19 protein-coding genes and 2 pseudogenes are annotated in these 21,446 nt (G+C 73.4%); 12 read left to right on the forward strand and 9 right to left on the reverse strand.

Annotation, left to right across the window (positions count from 1 at the left end; translation table 11 throughout):
• Window positions 1–41 precede the first annotated feature (41 nt).
• From B1759_RS13000 to B1759_RS13040, 9 genes and pseudogenes are all read right to left on the reverse strand, one after another.
• A complete protein-coding gene (locus tag B1759_RS13000; protein WP_095515497.1) occupies window positions 42–746 on the reverse strand; it encodes a tetratricopeptide repeat protein in 705 nt (234 codons plus the stop codon).
• Window positions 743–2,602: a BatD family protein gene (locus tag B1759_RS13005; protein ID WP_095515498.1), complete on the reverse strand. Its 1,860-nt coding sequence runs from the start codon at window positions 2,600–2,602 to the stop codon at window positions 743–745. The genes B1759_RS13000 and B1759_RS13005 overlap by 4 nt, the downstream gene beginning before the upstream one ends.
• The gene (locus tag B1759_RS13010) at window positions 2,602–3,171 is read right to left on the reverse strand and encodes a hypothetical protein (RefSeq protein WP_095515499.1); all 570 of its coding nucleotides are present in this window, start codon (window positions 3,169–3,171) and stop codon (window positions 2,602–2,604) included. Before B1759_RS13010 ends, B1759_RS13005 begins: the two co-directional genes overlap by 1 nt.
• Window positions 3,168–4,919: a VWA domain-containing protein gene (locus B1759_RS20475; RefSeq protein WP_095515500.1), complete on the reverse strand. Its 1,752-nt coding sequence runs from the start codon at window positions 4,917–4,919 to the stop codon at window positions 3,168–3,170. The genes B1759_RS13010 and B1759_RS20475 overlap by 4 nt, the downstream gene beginning before the upstream one ends.
• Window positions 4,920–4,996: 77 nt before the next feature.
• Window positions 4,997–5,965 carry a VWA domain-containing protein gene (locus tag B1759_RS13020; RefSeq protein WP_095515501.1) on the reverse strand — a complete coding sequence of 323 codons (969 nt, stop codon included), beginning with the start codon at window positions 5,963–5,965 and terminating at the stop codon, window positions 4,997–4,999.
• 34 nt (window positions 5,966–5,999) lie between these two features.
• Window positions 6,000–6,367 (reverse strand): annotated as a pseudogene (locus B1759_RS20540) (four helix bundle protein).
• Window positions 6,360–7,163: an NAD-dependent deacylase gene (locus B1759_RS13030; RefSeq protein WP_095515503.1), complete on the reverse strand. Its 804-nt coding sequence runs from the start codon at window positions 7,161–7,163 to the stop codon at window positions 6,360–6,362. Before B1759_RS13030 ends, B1759_RS20540 begins: the two are co-directional and overlap by 8 nt.
• A 6-nt stretch (window positions 7,164–7,169) precedes the next feature.
• Window positions 7,170–8,117 carry a hypothetical protein gene (locus B1759_RS13035; protein ID WP_143537382.1) on the reverse strand — a complete coding sequence of 316 codons (948 nt, stop codon included), beginning with the start codon at window positions 8,115–8,117 and terminating at the stop codon, window positions 7,170–7,172.
• Window positions 8,118–8,254: 137 nt separating this feature from the next.
• The gene (locus B1759_RS13040) at window positions 8,255–9,139 is read right to left on the reverse strand and encodes a DUF58 domain-containing protein (protein WP_095515505.1); all 885 of its coding nucleotides are present in this window, start codon (window positions 9,137–9,139) and stop codon (window positions 8,255–8,257) included.
• Between the two features lie 170 nt (window positions 9,140–9,309).
• On the opposite strand from B1759_RS13040, the gene purQ reads away from it, so the two are divergent.
• From purQ to B1759_RS13105, 12 genes and pseudogenes are all read left to right on the forward strand, one after another.
• Window positions 9,310–10,020, forward strand: a complete 711-nt coding sequence (gene purQ / locus B1759_RS13045; protein WP_095515506.1) for a phosphoribosylformylglycinamidine synthase subunit PurQ — start codon at window positions 9,310–9,312, stop codon at window positions 10,018–10,020.
• 47 nt (window positions 10,021–10,067) lie between these two features.
• Window positions 10,068–10,532 (forward strand): SRPBCC family protein, encoded by a 465-nt coding sequence (locus B1759_RS13050; RefSeq protein ID WP_095515507.1) that lies wholly within the window; start codon window positions 10,068–10,070, stop codon window positions 10,530–10,532.
• 187 nt (window positions 10,533–10,719) lie between these two features.
• A complete protein-coding gene (locus B1759_RS13055; protein WP_095515508.1) occupies window positions 10,720–11,967 on the forward strand; it encodes a hypothetical protein in 1,248 nt (415 codons plus the stop codon).
• A gap of 163 nt (window positions 11,968–12,130) precedes the next feature.
• Complete coding sequence (locus B1759_RS19750) at window positions 12,131–13,114, forward strand: dihydrodipicolinate reductase (RefSeq protein ID WP_158225249.1); 984 nt, start codon at window positions 12,131–12,133, stop codon at window positions 13,112–13,114.
• 141 nt (window positions 13,115–13,255) lie between these two features.
• Window positions 13,256–14,128: a cytochrome c gene (locus B1759_RS13070; RefSeq protein WP_158225250.1), complete on the forward strand. Its 873-nt coding sequence runs from the start codon at window positions 13,256–13,258 to the stop codon at window positions 14,126–14,128.
• A 171-nt stretch (window positions 14,129–14,299) separates the two neighbouring features.
• Window positions 14,300–16,171 (forward strand): 2-oxoglutarate dehydrogenase, E2 component, dihydrolipoamide succinyltransferase, encoded by a 1,872-nt coding sequence (gene sucB, locus B1759_RS13075; RefSeq protein ID WP_095515511.1) that lies wholly within the window; start codon window positions 14,300–14,302, stop codon window positions 16,169–16,171.
• A 44-nt stretch (window positions 16,172–16,215) separates the two neighbouring features.
• A complete protein-coding gene (locus B1759_RS13080) occupies window positions 16,216–17,517 on the forward strand; it encodes a tetratricopeptide repeat protein (RefSeq protein WP_095515512.1) in 1,302 nt (433 codons plus the stop codon).
• Entirely contained in the window at window positions 17,514–18,683 is a 1,170-nt protein-coding gene (locus B1759_RS13085) for an anhydro-N-acetylmuramic acid kinase (protein ID WP_095515513.1), read from the forward strand. Before B1759_RS13080 ends, B1759_RS13085 begins: the two co-directional genes overlap by 4 nt.
• Window positions 18,684–18,770: 87 nt before the next feature.
• Complete coding sequence (locus B1759_RS13090) at window positions 18,771–19,040, forward strand: DUF2164 domain-containing protein (RefSeq protein WP_095515514.1); 270 nt, start codon at window positions 18,771–18,773, stop codon at window positions 19,038–19,040.
• A 76-nt stretch (window positions 19,041–19,116) separates the two neighbouring features.
• Window positions 19,117–19,485, forward strand: a complete 369-nt coding sequence (locus tag B1759_RS13095) for a hypothetical protein (RefSeq protein WP_095515515.1) — start codon at window positions 19,117–19,119, stop codon at window positions 19,483–19,485.
• Window positions 19,486–19,552: 67 nt separating this feature from the next.
• On the forward strand, window positions 19,553–20,659 hold the full coding sequence (gene thiL / locus B1759_RS13100) for a thiamine-phosphate kinase (RefSeq protein WP_095515516.1): 1,107 nt from the start codon (window positions 19,553–19,555) through the stop codon (window positions 20,657–20,659).
• 38 nt (window positions 20,660–20,697) lie between these two features.
• Window positions 20,698–21,330 (forward strand): annotated as a pseudogene (locus B1759_RS13105) (NADPH-dependent F420 reductase); the annotation flags it as partial.
• Window positions 21,331–21,446 lie beyond the last annotated feature (116 nt).

The raw sequence follows: 21,446 nt of genomic DNA on the forward strand, positions 1-21,446 counted from the left end.
ACGGACAACGTGGAGAGGTCGCCGGTGGTGCTGAGAACGCGCTAGATCCGCGCCACCGCATCGGCCCGCACCCAGCCCTCGGCGCGGCCCACGGTGACGGGCCGCCAGCCGTCCACCGCTTCGCCCGCCTCGACGGTCTCCCCGGCCCGGAGGCGTGCGACGCCCGGCGCGCTCGGCGACGGCGTCTCCACGACCGGCGCCTCGTCCACCAGCACGACGGCGAGTGGCCGCGCGACTTCCATCACGGCGAGCGTCGCGACGGACACCGCGGCGACGGCCAGCACGCCGAGTCCGGCCGCCCAGCGGCGGCGCCCGGCTATCCCCAGCCCGAGCGCGCCGAAGGCGACGGCCAGCGCCAGCGCCACTAGCCCGAGCGGCGTCAGCACGCCGACGACGGCGGCGAAGGCACGTTGGGCGGAGGAGGGGGGACGCTCGCCGGCGCGCTCGCGGGCTAAGCGCAGGTTCTGCGCGATGGCGGCGTCCAGCGGGTCCAGGCGCGCGGCGCGCTCTAGGTGGAGCCGCGCCTGCGGCACGTCGCCGCGGGCCAGCGCGACCGTGCCGAGGTTGTGCTCGGCCGCGGCCGAGGTCCAGCCCGTCGCCACGGCACCCTCCCAGGCGGCGACGGCGCCCGTCGTGTCGCCCTCGGCGACGAGCTGCTGGCCGAGCGCGAACAGGCGGTCCGCCTCGGTGCGCGCGTCGGAGGGACTGGCTTGGAGGAGGGCCAGCGCGAGGAGGAGGCCGATCATGCGGTCACCGGCTCGCGGCGTCGGCGCCGACGGGCACGCGCGACGTCCGGCGCGACCGCGTCGAGGGCGCCGAGCGTCGCCTCGGCCTCGTCGGCCACCACGCCCGGCGGGTCGCCGAGGCCGGGGGCGAACTGGCCGCGCGCGCAGGCCGCGAGCACGGCGCGCGTCCGGTCGCGGAGCACCTCGGGGACGGCGGGGGCGAGGGCCGCGTCGACCTCGTCCACCGAGGCGCGCGTGGACACGCCGAAGCGCTCGGCCAGGAGGGTGCGGACGGCCCGCTCGATCTCGACGAAGGCGGGCGCGCCGGTCAGCGCGCGGGACGACGCCAGCCGGTCGCGGACGTCGGCGGCGGCGCGGCGGCTCCGCTTCTGGGGCGTGTCGGCGGCGAGGCGGCGGCGCCCGGCGCGCGCGGCGAGGAACAGGCCTGCGCCCAGGGCCGGAAGCGCGAGGCCGCCTCCGAGCAGACCCCACAGCCACACCGGGCGGCCCGGTGCACGGCGCCAGTCGGCGGCCGTGAGGAGCGCGGCGGGCGCGTCGGGGCCGTCCGCGGGCGCGGCATCGGCGAGCGCCGGGCCCTCCGCCACGACCTCGACCGGGTCCGTGCGGAGTGTCTTGTAGCGCCCGTCGGTCGGGTCGAAGTACGTCCACGGCGCCGCGGGCACGTCGAAGGTGCCGCCGCCCTGCGGGACGAGCGTGTACGTGAACACCTTGCTGCCGCGCATCGCGGTGCCGGTACGGATCAGGTCGCGCTCCTCGCGCGGGTCGTAGGCGTCCAGGCCTGCGGGGACCTCCAGCGTCGGCGCCTCCAGCGTGGCCATGTTGCCGTCGCCCGAGATCGACACCTGCACGCGGACGGGGTCGCCGGACTGCACCCGCCGCTGGTCCACGGTGGTCCTCATCTCGAACTGCCCGACGGCCCCGGCGAACGACGGCGGCGCGCCGTCCGGCAGTGGCTCCACGTCGATCGTGACCGATGGCGCGGTCACTTCGCGATCCTCGAAGCGCTGCGCGAAGGGGGAGAAAAACGGCGCGAACGGGTCGTTGGAGAAACTCCGGTCTGTGCGGATCAGGTCGACGGTGAACTCCATCGGCGCCAGCTCCAGGGCACCGGAGCGGGTCGGGAAGAGGGCGATGCGGCGGATGGTGACGGCCTCGTAAGGCGTGCCGCCGAGCGTCGTCTGGCGGGGGTACGCCGAGGCGATCTCCATCTCCTCGCGCCACGCGCCCGCCGCGTCCCACGTGCCGATGGGCGCCGTCTGGCGCGGCTGGATCTGGGGCTCGAAGTAGAGCACGAAGTCGACCACGATCTGCTGCCCGACGACGGCCGTCCGGCGGCTCGGCTCGGCGCGGACGAACAGCTCGCGCCCGCCGCCCGACGGTGGGGCGCTCCCCCCCTGCGACGGGGCTGCGGTCGCGCCGCGCTGGATCGACACCGTGACGGCGTCCACCACGAGCGCCTGCCCGTTGATCTCGGTCCGGAACTGCCCGATGCGCCCGGTGCCGGGGCGGACGGCCTCATAGACCCACGCCACGCGCCGCTCGGTCCGCCCGTTGATCGTCGTCGTGGCGTCGAGCGACGGCATCTGGGAGACGAGTCGGAGGCCACCCGTCGCCAGCGGGGCACCGACGTTGCGGCCACGCCCGCCGTTCAGGGTGACGGTGTACACCACCGTGTCGCCCATGCGGACCTGCTGCGCCGAGACGGACGCAGAGACCGACTGGGCCGCAGCGCCGCCCGCAATGGCGAGCCCGACGATCAGCAGGGCGAGCAGGTGCCCGGCCGCCCACCCGGCCCACCTCGGGCCCGAGGCGGAGAGGGGGGGACTCTCAGAGCCCGGAACGTGAGGGGGGCGCATCACCAGTCCTTGTCGGAGCGACGGCGCTGGGTGGGCGCGCGGCGGATCTCGCGGAGGAGAAGCCGTTCTTCTCCGCCGACGGCGTCCAGGATGCGGTCCGCCTGGGCGGCCGTCATCTCGTCCGGCTCGCCCATCTGGGGCTGGGGCGGCGCCTCGCCCGAGGTGGGGTCGGTCGGCGGCTGGGTGCCCGTCTGGTCCGCCTCGGCCTCCGGGCCGTCCTGCTCGTCGGGCTGGTCCGGCGGCGGCTGGTCGCCATTCTCCCCCTGATCGCCCTCATCCCCCTGGTCAGCGGCGTCCGAGTTGTCCGCCTGCTGGTTCTGCTGGCCGCCGTCCTGGTTGTCCTGCTCGTCCTGCTGCTGCTGGATGAGGTCGCGAAGCGCCTGGAGGCGCGCGTCGTCCGGGGCCACGGCGAGCCCGGCGTTGACCGCAGACAGGGCGCGTGCGTTGTCGCCGTCGATGTAAGCCTGCGCGCCGGTGTGGTACTGCGCCGCGGGCGAGGCGCCCGGGCGGGGCGTCTGCGCCTGCGCGAGGAGCGCGACGGCGGCGAAGAGTAGAGCGATGCGGGTCATGGAGCGTTGTCGGGGACCGAGTCTTCGATCTGGACGACCCCACCCAGGCGCTGGGTGAAGTCGGCGTAGGCGGCGACGGAGGAATCTCGCGCCAGTCCATCCTCCATGACGTTCAGCGCCTCCCGGTATTGCCGCTGGGCGACGAGCGCGTCGGCGCGGGCCTTGACCTGTTCGGCGAAGTCGGACGGCTCGGGGGGCTCCGGCGGGTCCTGGAGGAGGCGCCGGGCGATCTCCTGGTTGCGGCGCGCGTCGGCTGAGGTCGGGTCGAGGAGAAGGGCGATGCGGAGGAGCGAGTCGGCGCGGGCGGGGTCGTCGGCGCGGAGGGCGGCGGTGCCGGCATCGTAGGCGTAGCGGGCGCGCTGCCGGGGATCGTCGGCGAAGGGGAGGGCCTCGGCGAAGGCACTGTCGGCCCCGGCGAACCGCTCCTGGGCGGCGCGCGCCACGCCGAGCCCGTGCCACAGGCGAGCGCGGATCGTGCGCGGCACCTCGGGCTGGGCGAGCCCGGCCATGAACTGCGCCTCGGCCCCGACGGCGTCGTCCGCCTCCAGCAGCGCGACGCCCGCGCGGCCCTGGCGGGCGCCGGGGTCGAGCGCGTCCAGCGGGTTGGAGCAGCCGCCGAGCAGGAGCAAGGCCATCACGGCGACCGGGACGGTCGACAGGGTCGGGGATCCCGCGTGTGGGGCGGCCTCGGCCGGGTCGCGGTCGGGCTCGTCCGAGGCCTCATCGGCGCGGCTCCGCTCCTCGCCGTGAGGAGGCGGGCGCGAGGCGAGGACGCGCTCCAGAACCAGCAGCAGCAGCGCCAGGGCGAGCGGCCACTGGAAGCGCTCGGCCGACGCCGCGAACTCGTCCTGGGCCACCACGGCGCGGTCCAGCCCGGCGAGCGCGTCGTTGACGGCCCCGGCCGCGGGCGTCCGCCCGACGCGGAACAGGCCGGACCGACCGGCGAGGTCGCGTAGCGCGCCCGGCTCGAACCGGGTCATCACCGACTGGCCCGTCTGGCGGTCCCGTCGCACGCCCACCACCTTGCCTCGGCGGACGTCCGGCACGGCGGCGCCCTCGTCCGTCCCGACGCCCAGCGCCAGGATCTCGACTCCGTCCTCACGGAGCGCGTCCGCGGCGTCGGCCAGCCCGCCCTCGTGGTCCTCGCCGTCCGACACGACGAGCAGCGCGCGGGGGCGGGTCTGGTCGTCGTCACCCGCCTTGAAGGCGGCGTCGGCGACGGCGAGGGCGCGGGCGAAGTCGGTGCCCTGCACCGAGATCTGCTCCGGGTCGGCGGCGTCGAGGAAGAGGCGCAGCGCGCCGCGGTCGGTGGTCAGTGGGCACTGGAGGAACGCGTCGCCCGCGAACACCACCAGCCCTACGCGGTCGCCCCGGCGGGCCTCGACGACCCGTTCGATCTCCAGCTTGGCCCGCTCCAGGCGGCTCGGCGCCACGTCCTCGGCCAGCATCGAGGCCGACACGTCGAGCGCGATGAGCAGGTCGAGGCTCTCCTGGCGGCTCTCCTGGAGCGCCGTCCCGATCCGCGGCCCGGCCAGGGCCACGGCCACCAGCGCGACGGCGCCGACGAGCAGCGCCGCGCGGATGCGGCGTCGCCGGACGAGCGGCCCGGTCGTCATCGTTCCGGCACGGGCGCCGAGGAAGAGCGTCAGTGCCTCGGTCCGCCGCCGCGCCGCGTACGCAAACGCCGCCCATGCCACCGGTACGAGCACGGCGGCGAGGAGGAGGACGAAGGGCGAGCGGAAGGACACGGAGGAGAGTTCGGGGGTCGGAGTTCGAGCGTCAGGGGGCTGGAATCGGAAACTCCGACCTCTGAGCTGCGAACTCGCTACGGCACCTGGCGGAGGCGGGTGGTGGAGAGGCCGACGGCGAGCAGGAGGCAGGCGAGCGCGGGCCAGAGGAAGAGCGGGTAGCGCTCCTCGACATCCAGCAGGACGGTCTCCTCGATCTCGGTCCGCTCCAACTCCGAGATCGAGTCGTAGATCTGACGGAGCGCCTGCGCGTCGGTGGCGCGGAAGTAGCGCCCGCCGGTCGTCTCGGCGACCTGCCGGAGCGCGCCCTCGTCCACCTCGGGCGCTGGTCCGAGGCCGCCGAAGGGGCCGTTCCGCGACGCGAGCCCGTCGCCCCCCACGCCGACCGCGTAGACCTTGACGCCGAGCGCCGCGGCGGCCTCGGCCGCCGTCTGGGGGTCCACCTGGCCGCGGTTGTTCTGGCCGTCGGTGAGCAGGATGACCACCTTGGAGGCGGCCTCGGAGTCGCGGAGCCGGGCCGTCGCCGTCGCGAGCGCGGTCCCGATGGCGGTCCCGTCCTCGATCAGCCCCATCCGTACCTCCTGGAGCATCGTCAGCAGGAACGGGTAGTCGAGCGTCAGCGGCGCCTGGGTGTAGGCCTGGGCGGCGAACACGACCAGCCCGATCCGGTCCGACTCGCGCCCGCGCACGAACTCGGCGGCGACGGCCTTGGCGGCCTCGAACCGGTTCGGCACGAAGTCCTCGGCGGTCATCGAGGTGGACACGTCGAGCGCGAGCACGATGTCGATGCCCTCGGTGGACCGCTCGATGGAGGCGTCGCGCTCCTGGGGCCGCGCCAGCCCGAGCAGCCCGAGCGCGAGGGCGGCCAGCAGGAGGCCGTCCGGGAGCTTGCGGAGCCGCGCCCAGCCGGTCGTCCCGAGCGCCGCCGCGTCGCCGCCGAGCGAGTACCGCACGCCCGGCGCCTCCCGCCGCGGACGCCACAGCGCCCACGCCAGCGCGGGCACGGCGAGCAGGCCGAGGAGCCAGAGGGGGGAGGCGAACTGCACGGTGTGCGAGGAGTCAGGAAAGAGGAGTCAGGAATCAGTGGGCCTGGAGCGACTTCATCAGGCCTGAGAGCATTTTGCTGATCTGAACGGTTGTGTCCAGGAGCGCTCGAACGGTCTCCGCATCGACATAGTCGCGTCGTTCCGCGATGCGAAGCTGGGTCTCGACCTCATAGAGCGAGCCGCGCGAGTAACGGAGGAGCTGGAGGTATTCGCCGCTGCGCCCTCGCCGATGTTGGAGGGAGTGGAGACCGAGGTACGCCGGATCTGGGAGGTCAGGCCGAACGCCTCGTGCTTGGGAAAGGTGTCGGATGCCGAGTAGATCGCATCGGTGGAGTCCATGGCAGCCTGCCAGACGGTGGGGTCCGTACAGCGCTTGACCGGCCGAGCGTGCTCGTTAGCCACGTTCGTCTTCCCTTGACTCCTGACTCCTGATTCCTGATTCCCCTCGAAGCGAAGCGACGAGGAGGGGCAGCACCTCCCCCGCCTTCCCCTGGACGACCTCGTTCAGAAGCGGTGCGATGTCGCTCGGGGTCGGGTTGATCTCGGCGACGTAGGCGCCCACCTGGCGCGCCAGTTGCGGCAGCCCGGCCGCCGGGTAGACGACCGCGCTCGTGCCGACCGACAGGTACACGTCGGCCATCGCCGCCGCCTGTTCGGCCTCGCCGAAGGCGTCCTCCGGGAGCATCTCGCCGAACCACACCACGTCGGGGCGGACGAGCCCGCCGCAGGCCTCGCACGTGAGTGGGCCGTGGCCATCGGCGGTGTCGCTCGCCTCGGTGCCGCAGTCGATGCAGTGGGAGCGGAGCAGCGAGCCATGCAGTTCGACGAGGTGCTCGCTGCCCGCGCGGGCGTGGAGGCCGTCCACGTTCTGCGTCGCCAGGAGGAAGTCGCCGCCGCGGGCCGTCACCCAGCGCTCCAGCGCGGCGAGGGCGCGGTGCCCGGCGTTGGGCTGCACTTCCTCCACGACGGCGCGGCGGTGCGCGTACCAGCCCTGCACCAGTTCGGGGTTGGCGAGGAACGCCTCCACGTTGGCCAGCTCCTGCGGGCTGAACCGCTGCCACAGACCCTCCGGGTCCCGGAACGTCGGGACGCCGCTCTCGGCCGAGATCCCGGCGCCCGTCAGTACCGCCACGCGCCGCGCGTCGCGGAGGCGGCGGACGAGCGTGTCGGAGAACGGGGGGCCGACGAGCTGATGCACCGGGGTTTAGGGCTGTGAGGGAGTGGAGGGCGTCGTCTCGGTGCCGGGCTGGGCGGCCTCGGTGTCTCGACGCCGGACGCCGGACTCCACCTGCTCCACGGCCTGTCGTGTCGCATCGCGGAGGCGGCCGACGGCGTCGGGCGCGGGGCGGACGCGCGCGAACGCGACCAGGTCGGTCGGCCGCAGCGCCTTGCGGACGGCCTCGACGGCGACGGCCGGCACGCGCGCGTCGTTCGCCAGGTGGCGGACGATCTCGGTGCTCGTGGCCTCCTGCGCGGGCACGCCGAGGCGGGCGGCGAGGTAGATGCGCAGCGCGTCGCGGACCGCGACGACGTGCGTCTCGATGGCTCCGGGCGTGGCGTCGGCGGAGGGCGCGTCGAGCGCGAGCGCGTCCAGGCGGGCCACCGCGGCGGCATACGGCGTGACGGTCTGCCCCGCCTCGGGCCGACGGCGGAGCGCGCGACCCACGCCCCAGACCGCGCCTCCCACGATGAGCAGCGCCAGCAGGCCCAGCCCGATCCACAGCGGGACGGCGCTGGGGAACGCTTCCGCCGGGCCGATGGGCGCGGGCTCGTAGGGCGCCGCCTCGCCCGTCAGCACCGAGCGGACCGGGACGAGGGCGCTTCCCGTGGCGACGGTGTCGCCGGGCGCGAGCAGCACCTCCGCCGGACCTACGCGCGCGGAGTCGGCCGTGAACACGACCACGCGGTACACGGCGCTGTCCACCCGGACGCGACCGCGGGCGGTGGGAGGGAGGCGACGCACCGACAGCGCCTCGGCGTCGCCCAGCGCCAGCACGCCCGCCTCGGGCGCCCCGGCGGGGACCGGCGGGAACGTGACCTGCCGACCGGGTCCGTGCGTGACGGCGACCGCCACCTCGAACGGCATTCCCGCCGAGACCGAGTCCGCCAGCACCGTCAGTCGCGCCGACTGGGCAACAGAAGCATGAGGCACGAGGAACGGGGCAAGGGCGAACACGAGGCGACAGACCCCGCGGGCTGCCCAGGCTCGGCGGTTCGACGCCGCACGCAGAGCCCCCGGTCTCCGCCGGAGCCGCGTCGCCAGTCCTCGTTCCCCGTTCCTCGTTCCCGTCACCGCTTCGACCGGTGGCGGAAGAAGGACGAGAGCGGCTCGACGTAGTCCTCGTCGGTCCGCAGCGTGACGTGGTCCACGCGGGCGCGCTTGAGGGTGTGCTCGGCGCGGGCGGCGCGGTGCGCGGCGCGGTCGGCGAAGGCCTCGCGGACCGCCGCGCTCGACGTGTCGACCAGCGCCTCCTGGCCCGTCTCGGCGTCCACGACGCGCAGCAGGCCGACGGACGGCAGCGTCTCCTCGCGCGGGTCCACCAGGCGAACGGCCACCAGATCGTGCTTGCGCGACACCACGCGGAGCGACTTCGCGAGTGCCTCGTGGCTGGCCGTCGGGACCAGGAAGTCGCTCACCAGAATCACGATCGCGCGGCGGCGCTGGACGCGCAGCACGTGGTCGAGCGCGACGCCGAGGTCGGTGCCGGTCGCGACAGGCTCGTGGGCGTAGAGGTCGCGCAGCATCCGCAGCACGTGCCGCTTGCCCTTCTTGGGCTTGACGAACCGCTCGACGCGGTCGGTGAACAGCACGAGGCCGACCTTGTCGCTGTTGCGCAGTGCCGAGAAGCCGAGCACGGCACACACCTCGGCGGCGAGGTCGCGCTTGGCGCGCGCGCTGCCGAAGTCCTCCGAGCCGGACACGTCCACCACCAGCAGCAGCGTCTGCTCGCGCTCCTCCTCGAACAGCTTGACGTAGGCCTCGCCCGTCCGCGCGGACACGTTCCAGTCGATCGTCCGCACGTCGTCGCCGATCTGGTACGGGCGGACCTCGGCGAACTCGATGCCGCGGCCCTTGAACGCCGAGTGGTACTCGCCGCCGAACACGTCGTCCACCAGCCCGCGCGTGCGGACCTCGACGTGGCGGATCTTGCGGAACAGCTCGCGGGGGATCACGACGGGTGAAGGGGGAGAAGTGAAGGGCGAAGGGACCTTCGGGGCCGCGCCGTCAACGGGACGGGACGCCGGTAGATTACCCCGGTGCGCGAAGAGGCGTGGGTGGAGACTGGCGCGAGACTTCCTGGATCCCCTACCCATCCCCCCCTTACTCCTCACTCATCACTCCAATGGCCCGCATCGCCGTCCTCGTTTTCCCCGGGTCCAACTGCGACCACGACGTGTACCACGCCACGAAGCACGTGCTCGGGCAGGACGCCCGGTTCGTGTGGCACAAGGAGGGCTCCGTCGGCGACGCCGACCTGGTCGTCGTGCCGGGCGGGTTCTCGTACGGCGACTACCTCCGGGCGGGCGCCATCGCGCGGTTCTCGCCCGTGATGAAGGACGTGGTGCGGTTCGCCGAAGGCGGCGGGCTGGTGCTGGGTGTCTGCAACGGCTTCCAGGTGCTCTGCGAGGCCGGGCTGCTGCCGGGCGCGCTGCTCCGCAACGCGAGCCTGCGGTTCGCCTGCCGCGACGCCCGCCTGCGGGTCGAGTCGACGGCGACGCCGTTCACCTCGGCGCTGGCGGAGGGCGAGGTGCTCACGGTCCCGGTGGCGCACGGCGAGGGCAACTACACGGCCTCCGAGGAGACGCTCGACATGCTGGAGGCCGAGGACCGGGTCGTGTTCCGCTACGTCGACGCGAGCGGCCAGCCGGGCGACAGCCCCAACGGCTCGGCGCGCGACATCGCGGGCATCCGCAACGCGGCGGGCAACGTGATGGGGATGATGCCGCATCCCGAGCGCTGCGTCGAGTCGGTGCTCGGCACCGCCGACGGCGCGCGGATCTTCCGCTCGGCGCTCGCCCACCTCGGCGCCGAGGTGGACGGGGTGGCCGCGTAGCCCTTCTTCCTTCCCGCCCGGCGTCGCCCGGCTCGCCCGACGCCGTCATGGTCGAATCCTCCACCCGCGTCGAGCGGACCCTCCGCCTGGACGCGCCGCTGGCTGAGGCCTGGGAGATGCTGCTCGACGTGCCCCGCTGGGGCATGCTCTTCCCGCACGTCGACACCATCGAGCCGATGGGGGAGGGGCAGTACCTCTGGCGGATGGAGCCGCTCGGCCCGCCCGGCCGCAAGGTCCGCGTGGTGTACGCCTGCCGGTACGATTCCGACGAGGCCACGCGGACGCTCACCTGGACGCCGGTAGAGGGTGTCGGCAATGCGGCGTTCGCGGGCGCCTGCGCCATCGAGCCCGACGGCGCCGCGGCGACGGTCGGACACCTGCAACTGGACGCGACGCTCCAGATCCCGGTGCCGGGGTTCCTGTCGGCCATCGTGCACCCGGCCGTCGACCTGGAGATGACGCGGCTGACGGCGATCTTCGCCGAGCGCCTGACGGACCTGATGGGCGCGTAGGAAAAACTCCTATCTCGGTGTCCGCCGGTCACGGTCGCGGGCGCCCAACGCGTTGCCGGGCAGAGAGATAAGCAAAATGGCAGGGGCGGTGAAGGCGGCAGGGAGCGAACGAAAGGAGGATCTGGAGGGTTAGGATTGGCCTCGCCAGCACTGGGCTGGCTTCGGATCCCACCACCTTCCGTTCCCCATGACACGCTTTCCCTCCTCCTTCGTGCGAGCGACGCTCGCCGCCGCCGTCCTCGTCGTCTCTGGTTGCGACGGGTCGGACTCGTCCGCCGACGCAGATGCCACCTACCAGGGCCGCGTGACCAACGACGCCGCCACCGCGCGCCTCGCCTCCGCCGACGTGGAGGGCGCGACCGTGACCGCCGCCTCGATCTCCGCCTCGGGCCAGTCGCGGATGCTGTCGGGCTCCGCCACGACCTCCGCCAGCGGTCAGTTCTCGCTCCAGTCCGAGGGCACCACCGAGGCTGCCGTCCTGATGGCCGAGGGCACGGGCGACTTCGCCTCGTCCGTGCTGGTCGAAGCCGGAGGCGCCGCCCGCGGCACCGTCCAGACGGCCCCGATGACGGCCGAGACCGACACCGAGGCCGACGTGTTCATCGCGGCACGCCAGCGTGGCAGCCGCGCCCGCGTCGCCGACGCGGTCCTGTTCGTGACCGCTGACGTGACCACCGACGTCCGCGCGGGCCAGACGACGACCGCCCAGGTCGCCGCAGCCCTCGACGCGGCCATCGCTGCCGAGCGCCGCGCCGCCCGCGACGAGGGCGCCTCCGACGACGAGGTCGAGGAGGCGGCCGACGAGCGCGACGACGCGCATGCCGCTTTCCGCACGTCCCTCTCGGCTTCCGTCTCGGCGGAGGTCGCCACGCAGACGTTCGAGGACGCCTATGTGAACGCGTACTCCCGCGCGGGGCTCACCGCCCGGACCTCGGCACGGGCGGCTCGCGCCCGCGTGCTCGCCTCCGAGCGGTTCGCCGGCTCCCTGTCCAACCGCGCCTCCGCGTCGATCCGCGCCCAGGCACGGCTGTTCGCTGCCGTCGCCACGGCGCTGGCGGTCGAGGCTGAGTTCGAAGCCCGCGGAGCCGCCTCGGCCCGTCTGGCGACGCTCCGCGCCGCCCGCACCACGCTGGTGGCGTCGCTCCGCGCGGCCACGACCAACGTGCAGCGGAACGCGGCCGAGGCTCAGTACGCGAGCACGGTCGAGGCCGAGCTGAGCGCCGAGTCGGGCGTCAGCATGGGCCAGCTGAACTCCGCGATGTCGGCCACGACGGCAGCCAGCGCGGCGCTCACGGCGTCCGTCAACACGGCCGCTTCGGGTGAGGCGGTGGCCACGGCCGTCGCGACCTACTACACGGCCGCCCGGTCGTCGGTCGCGGCTGTCGTCTCGGCCGACCTCGCCGTCGACGTGCTGGTGCTGCTGACCGCCTTCTAGGGACCCATGTGGCCGCATCGGCCACCGAGTTCGGGCGCCCGCCTTGCCAGGGAAGCGGTGCCCGACCCCGCCGCTCTGAGACTCGATCTCGGGGCGGCGGATTTTTTTGTGCCCGCCTTGGAGAGGGAGCGCGAGCTTTCCGTCTCCCCCCTTTCCCCTGTTCATGTCGCTCCGCATCGTCCAGTTTGGTCTCGGCCCCATCGGCCAGGCCAGCGCCCGTCTCGCCCTCGATCACGGCCACGTCCTCGTTGGCGCCCTCGACCTCGACCCCGAGCGCGTCGGGCGCGACCTCGGCGAGGTCCTGGGCCGAGACCCACTCGGCGTCCCCGTCTCCGATGACATGGCTGCCCTGGCCGACTGGGCGCCCGACGTGGTCCTCCACACGACGGCCTCGTTCCTCGACCGCATCGAGGGGCAGCTGATGGCCTGCATCGGTGTCGGCGCGCATGTGGTGTCGTCCTCGGAGGAGCTGTTCTGGCCGTTCGACCGCGACCCCGGCTTTTCGGATCGCATCGACGCTGCGGCCCGTGAGGCGGGCGTGGTGGTCGTGGGCACGGGCGTCAACCCGGGCTTCGTGATGGACCTGTTCCCGGTGGTGCTGGCGGGCGTCGTGGCGCGCGTGGATCGCGTGGACGTGTCGCGCTCCGTCGACGCCGGGCGGCGGCGCGGGCCGCTGCAGAAGAAGGTCGGCGCCGGGCTCACCGAGGCGGCCTTCCGCGAGCGCGAGGCCGCGGGCGGCTTCGGCCACATCGGCATGGTCGAGTCGGCGAAGGCGCTCGCCGTCGGCATGGGCTGGCATGATGCCGAGGTGACCGAGACGTTCGGCCCGCACCTCGCCACGGCCGACCACCAGACGCCCCACGCGACCGTCGCCGCGGGCGACGTGGCGGGCATCCACCAGACGGCCACGGTCGTGGTGGACGGCGAGACCCGGGCCACGCTCACCCTCACGATGGCCGTCGGTGCGCCCGACGAGGACCGCGTCGTGATCGCGGGCGACCCGCCGATGACGGTCGTGGTCGAGGGCGGCACGTTCGGCGACACCGCGACGGTCGCGGCGGTCGTCAACACGGCGCGGCGCGTCGGTGAGTCCCGGCCCGGCCTCCGCACCATGCTGGAGATTCCCGCTGCGGCCACCGGGCGTTAGAAACGGCCCTGTGGGCCGATATGGCAGGGCCGGAGCGGTCGTGTAGAGGTGCTTTGGGCGCCCCTGCACAGATTCTGGGAGCCGATGAGGGGCCGGGGCGGACTTCGCCGCCTCGGCTCACGGACCCTCTCCCTCCCTGCCATGCGCACCGCTCTCAAGTGGGCCGGCCTCGTGGTCGCCGCCCTCATCATCGTCGTCGTCGTCGCCGGATTCGTCGCCTCCCGGGTAGGGGCCGCCAACATCGCCGCGGCCCACGCCGTCGAGGTCGAGCCGGTGGACATCCCGACCGACTCGGCCTCGGTGGCGCGCGGGGCGCACCTGGCGGGCATCTACGGGTGCCAGGACTGCCACGGGGCGGATCTCTCCGGGCAGGTCATGAGCGAGGAGGGACCGTTCCGGCTCACCGCGCCCAACCTCACCCCGGCGGGCGTCGGCGGGCAGTACGACGCCGAGACGTGGGATCGCGCCATCCGCCACGGCGTCGGGGCCGACGGGACGGCGCTGTTCGTGATGCCGTCCGGCGCCTACCACGGCATGAGCGACGCCGAGGCGGCGGCCCTCATCGCATACCTGCAGACCGTCGACCCGGTCGCCAACGACCTGCCGCCGATGGAGTACCGCTTCATGGGGCGCGTACTGGCGGCAGGGCCCCTGGGCCTGGAGAAGGGGGTCCGCACCGAGCCGACCACGGCGTCCTCGCCCGAGCCGGGCGCGACGGTCGAGTACGGGGCGTACGTCGGCGAGATGATGTGCGCGTACTGCCACGGCGAGGGGCTCGTCGGCGCCGAGGCCGATCAGCCCGGCGCGCCCTACGTCCCCGACCTCGCGCCTGCGGGCCAGTGGACGCCCGAGCAGTTCCACACCGCGCTGACGACGGGCGTCACCCCACGGGGCCACGAGATGGACCCGCAGGTGATGCCGTGGACATCGACGGCGCGCATGACGTACGAGGAGCGAGAGGGCCTCCGCCTCTACCTCGCCACGTTGGCCGACATGCGGGCCGCTAGGAGCTGAAAAGGGAGGAGAGGAGAGGGGCGGAGGCCAGAGCCATCCCGGCGGCGAGCCCCCGTCCGGTCTTCATCGGGTCTCGGGAGCGCTTCCCGGGGAAGGGACGTAGACGCCGGACTATCTTCCCCGGACGGTCCCGCCGCCCCTCTTCTAGCCGCGCTCCCCGCGCTCCTTTCCATGGCCCGAGTCGATGTTGTGATGCCCAAGATGGGCGAGAGTGTGATGGAAGGAACGGTCCTCGAATGGAAGAAGGCCGTCGGCGACACCATCGAGCAGGACGAGACGCTGCTGGAGATCTCGACCGACAAGGTCGACTCCGAGGTGCCCAGCCCCGAGGCGGGGCGCATCGTCGAGATCCTCGTCGAGGAGAACGACACCGTCGACGTAGGCACGCCCATCGCGGTCATCGAGACCGACGTGACGGCCGAGACCGCCCCGACGCCCGCGACTGCACCGCCGGCCGCCGCCGCCGAGCCGGCCTCTGAACCCGTCGCCGAGGTGACGCCTGAGGCCGAGCCCGCGGCCAAGCCTGCCGCGCCGCCCATCGAGCCCGCACCGACCTCGCAGGCGGCCTCCCCGGCCTCGAGTGGCGCTCGCACCGAGGTGGTGATGCCCAAGATGGGCGAGAGCGTGATGGAAGGAACGGTCCTCGAATGGAAGAAGGCCGTCGGCGACACCATCGAGCAGGACGAGACGCTGCTGGAGATCTCGACCGACAAGGTCGACTCCGAGGTGCCCAGCCCCGAGGCGGGGACGCTGCTGGAGATCCTCGTCGAGGAGGGTGACACGGTGGACGTGGGCACGCCCATCGCCATCATCGGCGCCGCCGGTGCCGTCGCCGAGGCGCCCGCCTCCCCGAGTGGAGACGGTGCGTCGGCTCCCGAGCCGTACGAGAAGAGCTACTCGGCCGAAGTGGGCGACACGGCTGCCGCCGCGCCCGCCGTCCAGGAGGCGGCTGGTGCCGAAGCCGCTGCCGCCGTGGTCGCCAGCCAGGACGGGCCGTCCGGTCCGATTCCGAGCCGCGACGAGGCGGGCAACGTCTACTCGCCCCTGGTCCGCTCCATCGCCGACGCCGAGGGCGTGTCGCTCGCCGAGCTGCAGTCGATCTCCGGCTCCGGCGCGGGCGGACGTGTCAACAAGGACGACGTGATGGCCTACCTGGAGACCCGTGGCCGTGCGTCGGCTCCCGCCGCTTCGCCGACTCCGGCTCCTGCCGCTGCCCCGGCCACCCCGGCGCCTGCCGCCCCGGCTCCGGCCGCTCCCGTGGCCCGTCAGGCACCCGCCGCTCCCAAGCCTGCCCCGACGCCCGCGCCCGCCTCGTCCGACTCGGCCGGGGAGCGCGTCGAGGTGGTCGAGATGGATCGCATGCGCCAGCTCATCGCCGAGCACATGCGCCGGTCGAAGGACACGAGCGCCCACGTCACCAGCTTCGCCGAGGTAGACGTGTCGGGCCTGGTCCGCCACCGCGAGGCCCACAAGGCCGACTTCCAGAAGCGCGAGGGCGTCAAGCTGACCTACACGCCGTACTTCATCGAGGCGGCCATTGAGCCGCTCCGCGACCACCCGCTGCTGAACGCCTCCGTCGAGGGCAAGCGCGTGCTCCTGAAGAAGGACTACCACATCGGCATCGCCGTCGCGCTCGGCACGAAGGGCCTGCTGGTGCCGGTCGTCCGCAACGCGGGCCAGCAGAACCTGACCGGTCTCGCCCACACCGTCGCCGACCTCGCGGTGCGGACGCGGTCCAAGAAGCTCCAGCCGGACGAACTGCAGGGTGGCACGTTCACGATCACCAACGTGGGCAGCCTCGGCAGCCTCATGGGCACGCCCATCATCAACCAGCCGCAGACGGCGATCCTGTCGCCGGGTGCCATCGTGAAGCGGCCGGTCGTGGTGGAGACCGAGGCGGGCGACGTGATCGCGATCCGCCACATGATGTACGTCTCGCTGAGCTACGACCACCGCGTCATCGACGGCTCGATGGCGGCCAGCTTCCTCGCGGCCTACCGCGAGCAGTTGGAGGCCTACACCGTCGACACCCCCCTCGCGTAGGCACCTCGCGCACGGAGCGTAGCTTGGGGGGATCCCCGCGACCCATGTCTGCGCCCGACCCGCGCCCGTCCGAACCCGCCATCCAGACCGCCGCGCGCCTCCTCGCCGAGGGGCGCCCGGAGGAGGCGGCGGCACGCCTCGCTGCCCTCGTGGCCGAGGCGCCGACGTACGCGGCGGCCCACGTCCTCCGCGCGACCGCCCTGGAGGCGGCCGGCCACATCGACGACGCACTCGTGTCGTGGGGCCGTGCGGCGGCTCTCGTCCCGCGCAGCCCGCTCGTCCACCGCGAGCGCGAGCGTCTGCTGGCTACCCACGTCGCGGGCGAAGTACCCGTCGACCTCCCGCCGCCGGTCCCCGCCGAGCCTGCGGCCCCGGAGGCGGAAGGGCCGCAGGCGGCAGCCCTGGATCCCGTCGATCTGGAGCCCGACTTCGGCATGTTCGAGGAACGGGAGGCGCTGCCCGAGACGCCCCTCCTCGACGAGGACGAGGCGGACGACCTGCCGCTTCCTCAAGAGGCCGAGGACGAGGGGGACGACGGCCCGCTGCTCGACTTCGGCGCACCGCGTGCCTCTGCCGCTCACCCGCTGGTCGATGCCGAGGCGCCGCAGGCCCTCGACGCGTCCGACCTGCTGTTCGTCGATGGCCCCGTCGTGCCGCCTCCGGCCGAGGCGCAGCCGGACCCGGAGCCGCCTGCCTCGGCGCCCGACCCGTTCGAGGGAGCTGCGCTCCACGACGAAGACGAACCGGAGGCCGCCGAGCCCCCGCTCTCGCCGCTGAGCCCCATCGCGGCCGACTGGGGCGCCGACGAGACCGACCTGGCGCCGGTGGTTCCGCCGGAAGGGGACTTGGCCCCGCTGCCTCCGCGTGCCGAGGCGCCCCCAGGCCCGGTCGCCGGGTGGGACATCCTTTCCGAGGCGGACATCCCGACGCCGCCGCCGGACCCCTTCGCCGAGCCTGACATCATCGCGCCGGAGGAGCGTGAGGAACCGGCAGAGGTCTCGGACCCCTTCGGGGACATCGATGCCATCATCGACGAGTTCGGTGCGCCGCCGTCCGCCGAGGCCCCGGCCAGCGACCTCTCCGTGGCCGACGAACTGGACGCGCTGATCGCGCAGCTCGAAGTCGCACCCCGCATCCGCCCCGACCCCGAGTACCGCGGCCCCGAGGTGTCGCTCGACGCAGGCGACGTGGACGACATGGTCTCGGAGACGCTCGCCAAGATCTACGCCGCCCAGCACCAGTACGTCGAGGCGGCGCTCGTCTACGAGAAGCTGGCCGCTCGCCAGCCCGAGGACGCCGCTGCACTGCTCGAACGGGCGGCCGAGCTCCGCCAGCGCGGCGCATGAGCAGTCTGCTCGCGCGCCTGCTCCGCCCCGGCCCGCGCCTCGTCGCCGGCCTGATGAGTGGCACCTCGCTCGATGGCGTCGACGCGGCCATCGTGCGCCTCGACGGCACTGGCACCGGCGTCCGGATCGAGACGCTCGGCTTCGTCAGCCGAGCGTACGACGCCGAGCTTCGGGCCGCGCTGGCCGCCTGTGCGGAGGTCACGACTTCCAACGTGCGTCTCGTAAGCCAGCTCCACGCCCGCCTTGGGGACGTGTTCGCCGAGGTCGCGGAGGCGGCGCTCGCGGAGGCCGGGCTCACGGCCGATGCGCTCGACCTCGTCGGGAGCCACGGCCAGACGGTCCAGCACGTGCCCGAGGCCGAGGAGGTCGCGGGCGTGCCGGTCCGCTCGACCCTCCAGATCGGGTGCCCGGCCGTCCTCGCGACCCGCCTCGGCACGCCCGTCGTCGCAGACTTTCGGGCAGGCGACGTGGCGCTCGGCGGCCAGGGCGCACCGCTCGCGCCGACCCTCGACGGGGCGCTCTTCGCCCACCCGGACGAGGCGCGGGTCCTGCTCAACCTCGGCGGCATCGCCAACCTGACCGTCCTCCCGCCCGGCGGACCGCCGCGCGCGGCCTTCGACACGGGCCCGGCCAACATGGTCCTGGACGCCCTCGCGCTCCGCCTCACCGGCACGCCCTACGACGCCGACGGCGCGCTGGCAGCCCAGGGCACCCCCGACGACGCGCTGGTCGCGGACGTGCTCGCAGCCCCCTTCTTCGCCGCCGCGCCGCCCAAGTCCACCGGACGAGAGGATTTCGGGGCGCCCTTCGTGGACTGGCTCATCGGGCGCGGCCCGAGCGCCCCGGCCGACCTGATGGCGACGGCGACGGCCGTCACGGCGCGCTCGGTCGCCGAGGCGGTCCACCGGTTCGTGGACCCGTTGCCGACGCGCGTGATCGCCAGCGGCGGCGGCGTCCACAACCCGACCCTGATGCGGATGCTGGCCGACGCACTCGGCCCGATCCCTCTGGACACGACGGCGGCCTACGGCCTCGACCCCGACGCCAAGGAGGCCGTGCTGTTCGCGCTGCTGGCCCACGAATGGGCGAACGGCGTCCGCACCGGGCTGCCCGCCGTGACGGGCGCCTCCCGCCCTGCTTTCCAGGGCTCGCTGACGCTCCCGTAGGGTGGGGTCCGGACGTCTGAGGGTGTCGGTCGCCGTGTTCTATCATGGCGGGATACCGGTTCGCTTCCAGACCTCTCCGCTTTCCCCATGCCCATCGAGATCCCCAAGCGGTCGCGCGCCGACCTGATCGAGTCGATCCAGGACTACATCCACGAGCACCTCGACGTGGAACTGGGCGTGATCGCCGCCGAGGGGATCCTCGACTACGTGCTCGCGGAGATCGGCCCCGCCGCCTACAACAAAGGGGTCCGCGACGCGCAGAGCCGGATGAACACCATCGTGGGCGACCTGGACCTGGATCTGCGCGAGCAAGAGATGGGCTACTCGCTGCGGCGCCGGGCCGAGGGGCGGGCCTGAAGGACCGCCCGGGGTGGGCGCGTGTGACATGTCAGGGGGCGGCGGCGGCCTATCGGGCACACACGCGCCCGTTGCCATGATCGCTCGCTCCCCCTTCGTCCTGCTGGCCTGCCTCCTCGCCGGATGCGGCGGCGGCTACCAGACCACGCTGCTGCCCACCGCAGAGCCCAACGAACTCGCCTACCAGTACCGCGTCGAGATCCCCGACGGCTACGAGGTCCGGTCGGTCGACTACGACGCTGCGCTGGTGGGCCTCGCCTCCGGCGACTCATCGGGCACGTCCACCTCGGTTTCCGGCCGGAGCGTGCTGTCGGTCTACGCCGTCGAGCGAGAGACCGGGGACGAAGTCGTGTTCGTCTACGACGACATCCTGGCCCGCCGGACCCCGACCGCGCTCATCTTGCTCGAACGAGCTGCCCCGGAGGCGCGGGCGGAGAGGCGCTGAAGACGGCGCGGAGGCGGCACAGCAGGCCGACGGGTACGTTCAGAGACGCCCACGACCGACGCTCCGCATGTCCGACGCTCCCGATCTCTCGCCCGACGACGCCTCCGGCGCCGCCCCCTTCACGCCCGTCTCCGAGGTCGGCGAGTTCGGCCTGATCGACCGGATGCACGCCGTCCTCGGCGACGCCGCCAGCGCGCGCGACCTGATCGCGGGCATCGGCGACGACGCCGCCGTCTACCGCGTCGGTAGCGCCGGGTCCGAGGGCCCGCGCCGCGTCCACGTGGTGACCACCGACGCGATGGTCGAGGGCGTCCACTTCGACCGGACGTACGTGCCGCTCCGCGCGCTCGGGTGGAAGGCCATCGCGACCAACGTGAGCGACGTGGCGGCGATGAACGCGCGGCCCCGCTTCGCGACGGTCGCGCTCGGACTGCCCAACAACCTGTCCGTCGAGGGCGCCGAGGCGCTCTACACCGGCATCGGGCAGGCGTGCGAGCGCTATGGCCTCGCCATCGTCGGCGGCGACGTGACGGCGTCGGCCCGGCTGACCATCACGGTGACCGTCATCGGCGAGGCCGACGAGGAGGCCGTCGTGTACCGGCGCGGCGCGCAGCCCGGCGACCTGCTCTGCGTCACCGGCGACCTCGGCAGCGCCGCGGCCGGTCTTCAGGTCCTCCTCCAGGGCAAGGAAGCGATGAAGGAGAGCACCGAGGGCGACGGCGCGGCGGCGTCGCAGCCCGATCTCGTCGAGTTCGCCTACGTCGTCGAGCGCCAGCTGATGCCACAGGCCCGGATGGACCGCGTCGAGGCATGGGCCGAGGCGGGCGTCCGCCCCACGTCGCTGATCGACGTGTCGGACGGGCTGGCCTCCGAGGTCCACCACCTCAGTCAGGCCGGGACGGTGGGCGCGGTGATCGACGGCGGGCTGCTGCCGGTTCACGTCCAGACGGCGCTCACGGCGCAGCGCTACGACCAGCGCCCGGAGGCGTTCGTGCTCTACGGTGGCGAGGACTACGAGCTGCTGTTCACGATCCCCCAGGAGGAGGCCTCCAAACTGACGGCCGATACGTACGCGGTCGTCGGGCAGGTCGTGGAGCCGGACGAGGGCGTCGTACTGCGCCTGCCGGACGGCAACCGGGTGCCGCTGCGGGCGGGCGGCTACAAGCACTACTAGGAGGGGGACCGGGTCGGGCTCACGCCACCCGACGCACGCACCTGCTTTCCATGACCCTCGCCATCCTCGGCACCGGGAGCGTCGGCTCCGCGCTCGGCCCTCGGTTCGCCGCCGTCGGTCACACCGTCGTCTACGGGTCGCGACAGCCCGACCGTGACGACGTGCGCGCCCTCGTCGCTCGTACCGGCCCCGAGGCGTCGGCCGCTCTCCCTGCCGACGCGGTCGCCGAGGCGGACGTGGTCGTGCTGGCGACGCCGTGGGAGGCCACCGAGGCGCTGGTCCGCTCGCTCGACCTCGCGGGGAAGGTGGTCCTCGACACCACCAACCCGCTCTCGTTTCCCGACCTCGGGCTCCTCGTGGAGACCTCCGTCGGAGAACTGATCCAGTCCTGGGCGCCGGATGCGCGTGTGGTCAAGGCGTTCAGCAGCGTGGGCGCCAGCGTGATGGCAGATGCCTCCTTCCCGGTGGGCGTCCGCCCCGTGATGTTCGTCGCGGGCGACGAGGGCGAGGCCAGGGCGACGGCCATCGAACTGGCCGAGGCGCTCGGGTTCGAGGGCGTCGACGCGGGCGGGATCGTCCGCTCGCGGGCGCTGGAGCAACTGGCTGTGCTGTGGATCGCGCAGTCGGGGGTCGAGGGCTGCGAGCACGCGCTCGGGATGCTCCGGCGGTAGTTCGCAGGCGAAAAAGGAGGGAGCGCCTTTACCGAAGCTTCGCCCCACTGGCGCCCCTCGTTCACGGGTGCCGGTGGGGGCGGACGGTAGCTTTCCAGCACCCTCCCCCGATACGC

The organism is Rubrivirga sp. SAORIC476, from assembly GCF_002283555.1.
Lineage (GTDB): Bacteria > Bacteroidota > Rhodothermia > Rhodothermales > Rubricoccaceae > Rubrivirga.

Excerpts from the sequence above, each read along its gene's own strand:
- B1759_RS13000 (WP_095515497.1), bottom strand. The coding sequence starts at position 746 with ATGATCGGCCTCCTCCTCGCGCTGGCCCTCCTCCAAGCCAGTCCCTCC.
- B1759_RS13005 (WP_095515498.1), bottom strand. The coding sequence starts at position 2,602 with ATGCGCCCCCCTCACGTTCCGGGCTCTGAGAGTCCCCCCCTCTCCGCC.
- B1759_RS13010 (WP_095515499.1), bottom strand. The coding sequence starts at position 3,171 with ATGACCCGCATCGCTCTACTCTTCGCCGCCGTCGCGCTCCTCGCGCAG.
- purQ (WP_095515506.1), top strand. The coding sequence starts at position 9,310 with ATGGCCCGCATCGCCGTCCTCGTTTTCCCCGGGTCCAACTGCGACCAC.
- B1759_RS13050 (WP_095515507.1), top strand. The coding sequence starts at position 10,068 with ATGGTCGAATCCTCCACCCGCGTCGAGCGGACCCTCCGCCTGGACGCG.
- B1759_RS13055 (WP_095515508.1), top strand. The coding sequence starts at position 10,720 with ATGACACGCTTTCCCTCCTCCTTCGTGCGAGCGACGCTCGCCGCCGCC.
- B1759_RS19750 (WP_158225249.1), top strand. The coding sequence starts at position 12,131 with ATGTCGCTCCGCATCGTCCAGTTTGGTCTCGGCCCCATCGGCCAGGCC.
- B1759_RS13070 (WP_158225250.1), top strand. The coding sequence starts at position 13,256 with ATGCGCACCGCTCTCAAGTGGGCCGGCCTCGTGGTCGCCGCCCTCATC.
- sucB (WP_095515511.1), top strand. The coding sequence starts at position 14,300 with ATGGCCCGAGTCGATGTTGTGATGCCCAAGATGGGCGAGAGTGTGATG.
- B1759_RS13080 (WP_095515512.1), top strand. The coding sequence starts at position 16,216 with ATGTCTGCGCCCGACCCGCGCCCGTCCGAACCCGCCATCCAGACCGCC.
- B1759_RS13085 (WP_095515513.1), top strand. The coding sequence starts at position 17,514 with ATGAGCAGTCTGCTCGCGCGCCTGCTCCGCCCCGGCCCGCGCCTCGTC.
- B1759_RS13090 (WP_095515514.1), top strand. The coding sequence starts at position 18,771 with ATGCCCATCGAGATCCCCAAGCGGTCGCGCGCCGACCTGATCGAGTCG.
- B1759_RS13095 (WP_095515515.1), top strand. The coding sequence starts at position 19,117 with ATGATCGCTCGCTCCCCCTTCGTCCTGCTGGCCTGCCTCCTCGCCGGA.
- thiL (WP_095515516.1), top strand. The coding sequence starts at position 19,553 with ATGTCCGACGCTCCCGATCTCTCGCCCGACGACGCCTCCGGCGCCGCC.